Below are 11357 nucleotides of genomic sequence, written 5' to 3'. Positions count from 1 at the left end.
CGTGACCGCGGCTGCGCCGGAGAAGTTCGTGGTCGCGGTTCCGCAGGAGACGCTCGACGACTTGAAGGCGCGCCTGCTCGCGACCCGCTGGCCCGCCGATATCCGGGAAGAAGAGACCTATTACGGCACCAGCGTCGCGTACATGAAGGAGCTCGTCGCGTACTGGATCGACGAATTCGATTGGCGCGCCGCCGAAGCCGAGATCAACAGCTACGACAACTACCGTGCGATCGTCGACGGCGTCCCGATCCACTATCTCCGGGAACCGGGCCGGGGCCCCGCGCCGATTCCGTTGATCCTGACCCACGGCTGGCCCTGGAGCTTCCGGGAATGGTCCCGGGTCGTCAAGCAGCTGGCCGATCCCGGCAGCTACGGCGGCGATCCGGCCGACGCCTTCGAGGTGATCGTGCCCTCGCTGCCCGGCTTCGGGTTCTCCGCGCCCACCGGGCGGACGGACCTGAACTTCTGGAAGATGTCCGAACTCTGGCACAGCCTGATGACCGACCATCTCGGCTTCGGGAAGTACGCGGCCGGCGGCGCCGACTACGGGGCGCTGGTGACCGCGCAACTCGGCCACGCGCGAGCCGCCGACCTGCACGGCATCTGGCTCGGGCACCCCGTACACCTGGACGTGTTCCAGGGTGAACGGCCCTGGGACGGCACCGGCGGGTTCATGGTCCCGCCGGGGGTCCCCGACGAGATCCGGGACGGCATCCTCGCGTTCCAATACCGCTACGCCTCCCACAGCGCGGTCCACATCCTCGATTCCCAGAACCTGTCGTTCGGCTTGGCGGACTCGCCGGTCGGCATGCTGTCGTGGATTCTGCGGCGCTGGACCGAATGGAGTGAATCGGGCGGGGATGTCGAAAGCGTCTTCCCCCGTGACCATCTGCTCGCCAACGCCACCATGTGGTGGGTCGGCAACACCATCACCACGTCGATCCGCGCCTATATCAATGCCAACCGCTACCCGTGGACGCCCGCCCACGACCGCACGCCGATCATCGAGGCGCCAACGGGTTTCACCTTCCTCGGCTTCGAGAACCCGCCCGACGTGACCACGGCCAACCGTGCCCGGGTCTTCCTCGACGATGCGCGCCACCGCGGTTGGTACAACCCGGTCCATATCGGCGCGCACGAACACGGCGGCCACTTCACCCCGTGGGAGAACCCCGACGCCGTCATCGAGGACATTCGAGCGACCTTCCGCACGCTCCGGTGATCGAGGAGAACACCATGGATCTCGGAGTAGCCCCGCCCACGACCGGCAGATCGGCGAGGATCCGGCCGTGCTCGCGGGCCGGGGTATCGACCACGTGATCTTCACCAACACCGCGCCGGTCGATCTCGAGGAGGAACTCGACCTCCTGCGTCGGCCGGCCGGGACGGTTCGGTGATACCGCCCGTGGTGGCCGGGTCGGCGTCGCCCCGGCCGCCACGCGGTGGACTCGTCACGCGGGCTGCTGGGTCTCGCGTTCGATGACCAGCGCGACGTGTAATCGGCTGGGGCAGTCCAGCCTCGTCATGACCTGCCGCAGGTGGTTCACGACCGTCCATTCGGCGATCCCCAGGCGATTGGCGATCATGCGGTTGGTCATGCCCTCGGCGACCAGCAGCGCCGTCTCGAGCTGCCGCTTGGTCAGCCGGGACAGCAGCGGAGATCCCAGATCGGCGCGCGACAGCAGCGGTATGGACAGCGCGTAGGCGATGGCCTCGTCGATGTCGAGTACCGCGCCGATGGTGCTCACCGCCGGATCGGCCGAATTCCCCGCGATCCGGGACAGCGAACAGCTGGCCCGGATCCAGTGGGCCGCCGCCGAAAGCCGGTGTGTCTGTTCGGAATACTCGACGCCGGCGGCATCGTAGGCCCGGGCGCAGCCTTCCAGCGCCGTCACCATTTCCAGCAGGCTCATCACCGGTTCTGGTGTCCGCAGCACGAGATGGAAGACTTCCAGCGCGCGATGCGGCAACCGGGCGCGCAGCAGGGTCCGGCCGAGCGTGTTCAGGACTGTCAGCCGATCACGGCGGCGGGGCAGGGCGGCCGCGTGATCACGCAGGGCCGACCAGGTTTCGTCGTCCTCTAGCGGCACGTCTCCGAGTCCGATCACCGCCTCCATGAGTGCGGCGACCGGCTGCTCCGCGGGTGAGGCTGCGGCCGAGGGGAATCGAGCGAGCAGCGTGCGGGCCCGCTGGGGCTTTCCGGTCTCGTGATGGACCTGGGCCAGAGCGCGGCCCGCCCGATGGACAAGGCCGGGGTCGGTACGGCGGGTGTCGGTATTCCGGGCGGAGACGACCGGTGCGAGCAGTCGTTTCGCGTCCTCGAAACGCCCGGATCGCAGTGCCCAGCGGCCCAGGAGCTCACGACCCGCGGCCATCAGCGTGGGCGGGTGGGCTCCGGAGTCGACCGCCGCCAGCAGGGTGGCCACGATGGCCTCGGCATCGGCGAGCAGTCCCCGTTCGATCCAGACGTCCTCCAGCTCGGACAGCAGCTCGATGGCGTCCCTATACGCGTCGTGGTCGATCAGGTACCGGACGGTGGCGACGATGTCCGGCAGCCAGCGGTCGATCAGGCGTAGCGCCTCGGCGCGGCCGTCCGGCTCGGCGAGCAGCCGAGTGATCTCGCGGGCCAGCAGACGGAGTCCCTCGGCGCGCCGGAAGCGCACTCGTTTCGCGAGGACCCGATCCTCGAACAGCAACTGGCGGCAGAACGACCGGGTGAAGCCCGAGATCGCATAGGTGTAGTGACCGTTCTCGGCGACCGAGTGGTCGAGCAGGCTGCGGTCCACGAGCTCGGCGAGCTTGCCGGCGATCGGATCACCCCGCTCGCCGCTGAGCAGCAGCACCTCCTCGAGATCGGTGAGGACGCTGGAAGCGGCGACGTGCAGCAGCACGAAGAGGCCCATCTCGTCGAGATCGCTCAGCGCCCACTCCACGCATGCGCGAATGCTGCGGTGCCGCGACGGGACATCGACGAACGGCGAGGGCGGCAGCTGTTGCCCGGAGCGGATCCGATCCAGCGTTCGTTCGGCTCCGAGTCTCCCAACCGCGGTCGCGGCGAGCTCCAATCCCACCGGTACGCCGTCCAATTCGGCCGCGATCTGCTCGAGCTGCGATCGGTCCGCGGCGATGGCCGCGTCGCGGAACCGGGTTTCGACGCAGTTCCACAAGAGCTGAGCGGCGGGACTGGCCTCGGACCCGTCGGAGGCGATGGACAGCGGCGGAACCAGGTAGAGCACCTCCTGATACAGGTCGAGAGCGTGGCGGCTGGTCGCGACCACGGTCAGCCCCGGACACCGGGCCAGTACCGCGGACAGTCCGGCCGCGAGATCGCGGGCGACGAGATCGCAATTGTCGGCCAGCAGAATCATCGGTTCCACGCCGATTCGCGCCGCCACGGCATCCGGTCCGGGCGGGGTGGTGTGCGGCTCGGCCGGGCGACCCAGTGCGTCCAGGATCGTCCCCCAGGCTTGCTCGCCCTCGCTGGTCTCGGCCAAATCGACTGATATGAACCGACTCTCGGCATTCCGCACGGCGGTGGCGGCCAACCGGCTCTTGCCGACACCGGCGCCCCCGGTCACGGTGAGCAACCGGATGTTCTGATCGAGGACGAGCTCACGAAGGTCGGCCAGCTGCGATGCCCGTCCGACCAGGACGGGACTGCGACGGGTTTCGGGCATTCTCCACCGTTCCTGGGTCGGGAGCTCGGGTGGACGACGTGCGGCCAGACCGGTGATTCAGTCGGCGACGCTGCCTGATGCTTCCGACCCTAGTGAACGAGGCTCCTCCCGCGGACCGCCGCGAGGGTGACAGATTGTTGCTCTCGCCGGTGAATCCGCACGATGTTAGGTTCGGTCTCCCCTCACCGGTGATCGCGGACCCGGCCGGGGTGGTTGACGGGGGTGCGGTGGGGGCGCATGGTGGGCCGATGGGCGAAGACGCGCGGGCCGGTCTGAAGTTCTCCAGTCTGGACAGTCCCCTGTTCGACGGGACGGGGGCCACCAAGGGGGAGCTGATCGACTATCTCGAAGCGGTGGGGGAGCGGATGGTGGGGGCGCTGCGGGACCGGCCGTTGTCGGTGGTGCGGGTGCGGCCGGGACAGGAGCCGTTCATGCAGAAGAATCTGCCGAAGTACACGCCGGAGTGGGTGCGGCGGAAGACCTTGTGGGCGGGGAGCTCCAAACGGGAAGTGTCGTACGCCTTGTGCGATGAGGTGCGGACACTGTTGTGGTTCGGGAATCAGCGGGCGGTGGAGTACCACGTCACGCTGCTGCTGGCGGAGGATCTGGTCGACTACTCCGGTGGGCCCACGCATCTGGTGCTGGATATCGATCCCGAACCGGGACAGCCGTTTTCGCGGGCGGTGGCCGCGGCCGAGCTGATTCGGCGGGCGCTGACGGACGACGGGCTGGCGGGGGCGGTGAAGACCAGCGGGTCCAAGGGGGTGCACATCTTCGTGCCCGTGCGGGCGGGGGTCGATATCGAGGACGCGGCGGCCGCCACCCGGGCCATCGCTGCGCGGGCCGAACGGCTCGACCCGGACCTGGCCACCACGGCCTTCATTCGAGAAGACCGGGGCGGCAAGGTTTTCCTGGATTCCACCCGGGCCGGCGGGGCGACGGTGGTGTCGGTGTACAGCCCGCGGGTGCGGCCGGGCGCGACGGTGTCGTTCCCGGTCGGCTGGGCCGACCTGCCGGAGATCGATCCGCGCGATTTCACCGTGCGCACCGCCGCCGCCATCCTCGGCGACCGGGATCCGTGGGCCGAGGCGATGCCCGAACCGCAAACGCTCCCGGCGGATCTCATCGCGGAGGGCCACACCATCCCGGTGGCGCGGGTGCAGGCCATGCACGAAGGCAAACGCCGTGCCCGAGCCCGCCGCGCGGACTGACCTCCTCCTGCTCAGGCCGCGTCGCGGTCGAGCCTCCGTTTGCTGCCCTCGACCAGCAGCCGGTAGGCCCGGTCCGTCAGCGCCTGGAACCCGGCGGCGCGCGGGTCGCGCGGCGGATCCAGCGGCACCCGGATCTCGCCCTTGATTCGCCCGGGATCATTGTCCAGCACCAGGATTCGGTCCGCGAGCAGGACGGCCTCCTCGATATTGTGGGTGATCATCAGCATGGTCCGGGTGGGGAAGGCGGTCTCGGTCCACAGCCGCATGAGCTCGCCCCGCAGGTTCTCGGCGGTCTGCACGTCCAGCGCGGAGAACGGCTCGTCCATGAGCAGGACCTCGGGTCGCAGCACCAGGGCCCGCGCGAAGCCGACGCGCTGGCGCATTCCGCCGGAAAGCTCCTTGGGACAGGCGTTCTCGAAGCCGCCGAGGCCGATCATGTCGATGGCGTCGGTGACCCGTTCGGCGCGTTCCCGGCTCGGCATGCCCTGGGCGCGCAGCCCGAGCTCGATGTTCTGCCGCACGGTCAGCCACGGCAGCAGCGCGAAGTTCTGGAACACCATGGCGGCGCTCGGATGCGGCGCGGTGATCCGCTCGCCGTGCAGCCGTGCGGATCCCGACGTCGGGGCGACCAGTCCGGCCATGATCCGCAGCAGCGTGGACTTGCCGGACCCGGACCGCCCGATCAGCGCGACGATCTCGCTCTCGCGCAGCTCCAGCGAGACCTCCGAGAGCACCGGCAGCGGCGCACCGGTGGGCCCGGTGTAGTGCTTGCTGACGCGGTCGACGGTGATGATGGGGGTGGACATGGTTGTCCTCCTTTCGAAAACGGTTTCAGTTCAACGAGAAACGCTGTTCGGCCCGGCGCTGCAGCCGACGCCACACCAGCCGGTTGATGGTCACGGTGACGACGCTCATCACCACGGTGCCCAGCAGCACCTTCGGAAACATGTCCGCCGCGGTGGCATTGGTGATGTACGCGCCCAGCCCGTATGCCTGCAGATGGGTGCCGCCCGCCTCGACCACCTCGCCGACCAGCGTGGCGTTCCAGGCCCCGCCGAACGCGGTGATCGCGCCGACCACATAGCCGGGGGCGATCGCGGGCAGGATCAACGACTTCCACCGCAGCCACCCGTGCACGCCGAGATCGTCCATGGCCTCGCGCAGATCGGTCGGGATCTGCCCGGCCGCGGCGATCACGTTGAACAGCACGTACCACTGCGCGCCCAGAGCCATCAGCACGATGCCGCCGATGTTCAGCGAGACGCCGGTCCAGGTGAGCGCCGCGATCACGAAGATGAACAGGAACTGCGCCGGGAAACTGGCCAGCACCTGCACCACCGGCTGCGCGAACCGGCACACCCGCGGGTTCAACCCGATCCACACCCCGACCGGCACCCACACCACGGTGGACATCACCAGCAGCACGATCACCCGGCTCAGACTCGCCAGGCCCATGAGCGTGGCGGGCCCGAATTCGGCCAGCCCGACGGTCCTTTCGAAGTAGGCGGCCAGCGTCCAGGTGCCCCAGGCCAGCGCCGCCAGCAGCAGCCCGAAGAAGACCACGTCCCCGGCCCGGCCGCCGGGACGGTCGTCGTAGGCGGACCGGGTGCTGCGCCCGAACACTCGCATGACGCGATCGATCCCCTCACCGACCGGTCGTGTCACCCGCGCCAGCCGCCCCGGCACCGTGCTGCGCCGCAGCAGGTCCAGCACGAGACTGCGTGGGACTTCGGCGCTTTCGGTGTGCTCCACCCGGAACCGCTCCGACCACGCGGTGAGCGGCCGCCAGAACAGCACGTTCACGACGACGATGGTGGCCACCATGACCAGCGCGCCCAGCAGCAGTCGCGAGACCTGCCCCTGCGAGGTCGCCGCCGCGATGAAGCTGCCCATGCCCGGCAGCGCCTCTTCCCGCCCGGACACCGTGATCACCTCGGACGCGGCGAGCATGAACCAGGCGCCGCCGAAGCTCATCATCCCGTTCCAGATCAACGGCACCATGGCGGCCGGCACCTCCAGCTGCCACAACCGCTGCCAGCGGGTGAGCCGCAGCATGCGGGCGGCGTCGTCGAGCTCCCGCGGGAGGGTGCGCACCGCCTGGTAGTAGGCGAAGGTCATGTTCCAGGCCATCGCGGTGAAGATGGCGAACACGCACACCGCCTCCGCGCCCAGGAAGGAGCCGCGGAACAGCGCCACGAATGCGGACACCGTGATGGAGACCAGCGCCAGCACCGGCACCGATTGCAGCACGTCCACCATCGGGACCAGCACCTTCTCGGCCCGCCGCGAATGCGCCGCCCACTGGCCGACGACCAGCGTGAACAGGATCGAGGCCGCCAGCCCCAGGAACATCCGCAGCGTGGTGCGCGCCGCGTAGTACGGCAGTTCCCGGGGATCGGTCGACACCGATTCCGGTCCGGAGCCCGGCGTCCACGGCACCGACATGTCGCGGAACAGCCGCAGCGCCACGGCGATCAGGAACACGGCCGCGCCGAGCACCAGAAAGTCGACGGCGCGCAGCCGGTTTCGCGGACGCGGCGTCGGCTGCCGTGTTTCGGGACGGTTGGGAATGGTGATCTGGAGCGTCATTGGATGAATCCGCATCTAATCGACAAAGGGCGCGCGGAAATAGGCGCACACCGAATCACGCGAAAGGGTGATGGGGGCGGCGCCGAATACCGGGAAATTACGAGTGCGCGACAGGAGGTCCGGGGTCGTCATCGGTTGTCATCCGACCGGCACCTCCTCACACAGCTCATACGCGGACTCATCAGCGCACACGGGGGAGGTCGACCCGGGGAATCCGGGGAGGACGCACACCCCTCTCGTCAGAGCTTCGGCACTGCACGACGTGTTCCGAATCGGAAAGCCACTTTGGATTACCCCTTAATCCGGGGAAATCTGTCCTAACCTTGGGCGTCTCTCGACGTCGTCAGATCAGTGGCCTGTGTTCGTGCAGGAGCCTCGCCTATCGAGGTGCGTTATCGACGGTAGTAAAGCCCCGATGAGTTGTCAAAGTGTGTACGCGCACGACCGGTCCGATTCGCCTAGTCTGGTCCGCGTGACGAGAGCGACGCGCGTGGCGGTGGGGATCGCCTTGATCGGGCTGGCGGTCGCGGGGTGCAGGTACTCCTCGGATCAGCGGGCCGCGGCGACCGCGAGCGCCGCGCCGAAGGCGGCCGCGCCGTCTCCCGACACCATCGGCCTGTGTGGCGGCGCATCCGACGCCGAGGTGGTCGAGGCCACGGGATCGACCGGTGCGCAACGGGTTTCGGCCAATCCGATCGGCTGCGCCTGGCAGCCCGCCGCGGGCGGCGACTACGCCGTCACCTTCCACTGGTTCCGGGGCAGCTCGCTGCAGGACCGCCGCGACCAGGTCACCACCGGCAGTCCCGCCACCGTCCGGATCGCCGGACAGCCGGGCATCGAATGGCGGGGCGCGCAATCCTGTGAGGTCGCGGTGGCATTCGGCGACACCGACTTCATCGACTGGTCCGAACGGTCGAGCGAGCGCGCCTGCCAGGGCGTGGAGCAGCTGGCCGCGGCCACCCTGACACAGGCGGGGCAGAGTTGATGGCGCGCCGCGGAGTGCGAATCACGGTGGCGGCCTTGGTGATCGCCGCCCTGTCCGGGTGTTCGCACGCCGACCGGCAGGCCGACTCCCGTCCCGCGGCCGATCCGAACCTGCTGGCGGGCTGTGGCCCCCTGGAGGATCAGAAGCTGGCCGCCGCCATCGGCGTCACCGGTATGCGGCGGCAGAGCGAGCCCACGGTGTGCGACTGGACCGCCACGAATCACGGTGGCGGCGTGGTCGACATCACCTATGCCTGGCTGCGGGACGACACGCTCGCGCGGGAGGTGCGGATCGCCGACCGCTTCGGATACCGCGTGGAGCGGCTCGTGGTGCGGAACTTCGGCGGCATGTACTGGCGGGATCCGGCGGATCCGGGTGGTTGCGCGGTGACGGTGGCCGATACCGGCACCGTCACCTGGTGGGTGCGGAACCGCGATCACACCGCGCAGCTCGATCCGTGCGCAGCGGCCATGAATCTGATGAACGCGACGCTCTCGGTCGACGGCATCTGACGCGCGCGGGAACCGATCTCAGTGCTCGAGGAACGTGGCGACGATGTTCCAGAACATGTTCGGGTCCACGGTGTGGAAATCCCAGCTCTCGGTGAGGTTGTGAGTGGTGCTCACGATAGACTTGATATCGAAGTCGTGCCGGGTGGCGGTGCCCTTGGCCTCCACGGCGGTGACGACGTAGGCGGTGGCGGTTTCTGCGGTGTGGGGCACGAGGAAGCTCCAATCGAGTACCGGTCCGGGGGAACGCGTGACAGTGTCCTGGCGTTTCCGTCCAGTCTGATTTCCGTCCGCCCCGCGCGGGAGTTCCGAAAGCGCCAAACCGGTCCGGGACACGCCAACCTTGCTGTGAGGTTGCCGGAATACCGTACGGTAGGTGCGATTTCGGCTCCTCAGCGGGGGTCTTCGGGTTCCGGATCAGCCCGGTCCCGCCACCGCTGCACCGCCCGGCGCAGGCTCGCCGGATCCGCGTAACCCAGGAATTCCGCCTGCTGGGCGCGTGGAAGGTGTTCGGCGCGTTGCAATCTGCGGCGGCGTGCGTGATCCACCTCACGCCGCCAAGTGGTTCCGGCCTCGGACAGCCGGCGCTGGAGTGATCTCGGTGACGTCAGCAGCCGCCGCGCAACCACTTCCAGCGTCGCCGCGCCATCGGCGAGAGCCAGATCGATGGCGTCGCCGAGCTGCTCGAGCCAGGTCACCCCGACCTCCGGGGTGGCGGGCAGGGTGGCCGCGTAGGTCAGCAGCACCGCCGTCAGCTCCGGATCGGCCGACTTCATCGGCAGCGCCAGATCTGCGGCCCGCAGCGTCAGCGCGTCCGCCGGGGCGTCGAAATCGATTGCGCGGGTGCCGAACAGCTCGGTGACGGTGGCGAGATCGGCGGGCGCGGCCTGCCGGAAACTCACCCGCGCCGGCACCACGGGGCAGCGGGTGGCGGCCCGCGCCCGCCCCACGAGCAGCGCGAAAGCCGCCTGTATCAACAGTTCCCGGCCCCGGCAGTCGTCCACCGCCGACCGCACCTCGTAGCAGACCTCCTGCTCGTCGCGGCGCGCGACGCGGAAGCCGTGACTCGTGGTGAGACTGCCGGTATGGCGCACGCACGCCTCGAGCGCGTCGCCGAGCGTGGCCGCGGACAGGAACAGATATTCGAGCAGCCCGAACTCACCGGTGGTGCTCTCGTCGGACACGCGCAGCGCGATATCGGGATCCCCGGTCTCGCGCTCGATCAGCTCCCACACCCGCAGGCAATACCGGGACGACACCCGGGTGCCCTCACCGCCGTCGCGCCAGGCGGGCACGCCCGCCGTCCGGGCGATCCGGTCGGCGTCGAGTCCGGCCCGCACCGCCCGCTCCAACGCGAACCGGGCCATGAGAATGCTGTCGTGACAATCGGATCGAGTGTTCACGGCCGACCGTCACCACGCGGCCCGGCGGCGAGCATTCGCCAGCTCCCGACTCCAGCTGGTTCCGGCCGCGGCCAGCCGCCGCTGCACGGTGCGCGGGCTGGCACCCAGCCGGCGCGCGATATCGGATAGTGAGACGGTGTCGAGGGACACCGTCGCCCGGAAGCCCGCGGTGTCGCGATCCGGTCCGGGTGGGGCCGGATCGCTCAGTGAATCGAGTTCGGCCGCAAGTAGATCGACCCAGGCCCGGGCGGGCGGCGTGGACAGGGTGGCGACGGCCGCGCCGCGTCGCAGCACGGCGGCCAGGCCCGGATCGGCCGAATGCTGCGGCCGGTCGAGGTCCGCGCGGCGCAACGTCAGGCTGTCGACCTCGGCCCCGAAATCCACTGCCGCCGTGCCGAAGAACTCCCGGTAGGGGCCGTGTCGTCGGGGCGCGCGTTCCCGCAGGGTGACCGCCACCGGCGCGATCCGCGCCCGCGCGGCCAGCCGGGCCCGGCCGGTGAGGTAGGCGAAACTCGCCTGCGCGGCGACCTCCGCGCCCCGGCCCCGCGCCGCCGTCTCCGACGCGAACGTGACCTGCCGATCGGTCTCGGCGACCACGGCCACCCGCCGGTTGCCCGACAGCCGCGACCCGAATTCCCCGACGGCCCGGAAGCCTTCGCCGACCGTCGGCGCGGTCGCGAGCAGATAATCCATCATCCCCAGTTCCCCCATTCCATATCGTTCGGCCGCCCGCAGTCCCACGTGCGGCACATCCACCCTGCGCTCGAACAACTCCCACAAACGGGGATAACACTGCCCCGGAACACTTCCCGCCGAGGCTTCCAGCGCGCCCGGCCCGATCCCCGCCGCCCGCGCCAACGCCACCGGATCCACACCCGCGGCCCGAGCCCGGGTGAGTACGAAGCGCGCCAGCAGCACGCTGTCCGATCCGGTCACCCATCCACCTTCGAGCCTGGAGATCCGGTACCGCGGTCGATCCCGGG

10 protein-coding genes and 1 riboswitch are annotated in these 11357 nt (G+C 69.4%); of the genes, 4 read left to right on the top strand and 6 right to left on the bottom strand.

Annotation, left to right across the window (positions count from 1 at the left end; translation table 11 throughout):
* Position 1: 1 nt before the first annotated feature.
* Positions 2-1222: an epoxide hydrolase family protein gene (locus ACQPYY_RS26230; RefSeq protein ID WP_433591375.1), complete on the top strand. Its 1221-nt coding sequence runs from the start codon at positions 2-4 to the stop codon at positions 1220-1222.
* Positions 1223-1451: 229 nt separating this feature from the next.
* On the opposite strand, the gene ACQPYY_RS26225 is transcribed toward ACQPYY_RS26230, so the two are convergent.
* A complete protein-coding gene (locus ACQPYY_RS26225) occupies positions 1452-3677 on the bottom strand; it encodes an ATP-binding protein (RefSeq protein WP_433591374.1) in 2226 nt (741 codons plus the stop codon).
* 248 nt (positions 3678-3925) lie between these two features.
* On the opposite strand from ACQPYY_RS26225, the gene ACQPYY_RS26220 reads away from it, so the two are divergent.
* Positions 3926-4888: a DNA polymerase domain-containing protein gene (locus tag ACQPYY_RS26220; protein WP_433591373.1), complete on the top strand. Its 963-nt coding sequence runs from the start codon at positions 3926-3928 to the stop codon at positions 4886-4888.
* A gap of 11 nt (positions 4889-4899) precedes the next feature.
* Here ACQPYY_RS26220 and ACQPYY_RS26215 read toward each other — a convergent pair whose 3' ends face one another.
* Both ACQPYY_RS26215 and ACQPYY_RS26210 read right to left on the bottom strand, forming a co-directional pair.
* On the bottom strand, positions 4900-5694 hold the full coding sequence (locus ACQPYY_RS26215; protein WP_433591372.1) for an ABC transporter ATP-binding protein: 795 nt from the start codon (positions 5692-5694) through the stop codon (positions 4900-4902).
* A gap of 25 nt (positions 5695-5719) precedes the next feature.
* The gene (locus tag ACQPYY_RS26210) at positions 5720-7477 is read right to left on the bottom strand and encodes an ABC transporter permease (protein WP_433591371.1); all 1758 of its coding nucleotides are present in this window, start codon (positions 7475-7477) and stop codon (positions 5720-5722) included.
* Positions 7478-7701: 224 nt separating this feature from the next.
* Positions 7702-7871, bottom strand: a riboswitch (M-box (ykoK) riboswitch).
* A 78-nt stretch (positions 7872-7949) separates the two neighbouring features.
* Here ACQPYY_RS26210 and ACQPYY_RS26205 point away from each other — a divergent pair.
* Together ACQPYY_RS26205 and ACQPYY_RS26200 are read left to right on the top strand one after the other, a co-directional pair.
* Positions 7950-8462, top strand: a complete 513-nt coding sequence (locus tag ACQPYY_RS26205; protein ID WP_433591370.1) for a DUF3558 family protein — start codon at positions 7950-7952, stop codon at positions 8460-8462.
* Positions 8463-8476: 14 nt separating this feature from the next.
* On the top strand, positions 8477-8974 hold the full coding sequence (locus tag ACQPYY_RS26200; RefSeq protein WP_433591369.1) for a DUF3558 family protein: 498 nt from the start codon (positions 8477-8479) through the stop codon (positions 8972-8974).
* A gap of 18 nt (positions 8975-8992) precedes the next feature.
* Here the strand turns inward: ACQPYY_RS26200 and ACQPYY_RS26195 are convergent, their stop codons facing one another.
* The 3 genes from ACQPYY_RS26195 to ACQPYY_RS26185 all read right to left on the bottom strand — a co-directional run bounded on the left by ACQPYY_RS26195 (position 8993) and on the right by ACQPYY_RS26185 (position 11310).
* Positions 8993-9184, bottom strand: a complete 192-nt coding sequence (locus ACQPYY_RS26195) for a hypothetical protein (RefSeq protein ID WP_357086464.1) — start codon at positions 9182-9184, stop codon at positions 8993-8995.
* A 179-nt stretch (positions 9185-9363) separates the two neighbouring features.
* Complete coding sequence (locus ACQPYY_RS26190; RefSeq protein WP_433591368.1) at positions 9364-10338, bottom strand: AraC family transcriptional regulator ligand-binding domain-containing protein; 975 nt, start codon at positions 10336-10338, stop codon at positions 9364-9366.
* A 45-nt stretch (positions 10339-10383) separates the two neighbouring features.
* Positions 10384-11310: an AraC family transcriptional regulator ligand-binding domain-containing protein gene (locus ACQPYY_RS26185; RefSeq protein ID WP_433591367.1), complete on the bottom strand. Its 927-nt coding sequence runs from the start codon at positions 11308-11310 to the stop codon at positions 10384-10386.
* Positions 11311-11357 lie beyond the last annotated feature (47 nt).

Origin of the sequence: Nocardia sp. CA-145437 (assembly GCF_050956485.1) — a bacterium.
Taxonomy (GTDB): Bacteria; Actinomycetota; Actinomycetes; order Mycobacteriales; family Mycobacteriaceae; genus Nocardia.
Note: the sequence above shows the minus strand (reverse complement) of the source record. Positions and strands in the feature narration are given on the sequence as shown.

Coding starts and splice junctions, on each gene's coding strand:
- ACQPYY_RS26225 (WP_433591374.1), bottom strand. CDS start 3,677: ATGCCCGAAACCCGTCGCAGTCCCGTCCTGGTCGGACGGGCATCGCAG.
- ACQPYY_RS26220 (WP_433591373.1), top strand. CDS start 3,926: ATGGGCGAAGACGCGCGGGCCGGTCTGAAGTTCTCCAGTCTGGACAGT.
- ACQPYY_RS26215 (WP_433591372.1), bottom strand. CDS start 5,694: ATGTCCACCCCCATCATCACCGTCGACCGCGTCAGCAAGCACTACACC.
- ACQPYY_RS26210 (WP_433591371.1), bottom strand. CDS start 7,477: ATGACGCTCCAGATCACCATTCCCAACCGTCCCGAAACACGGCAGCCG.
- ACQPYY_RS26190 (WP_433591368.1), bottom strand. CDS start 10,338: ATGGCCCGGTTCGCGTTGGAGCGGGCGGTGCGGGCCGGACTCGACGCC.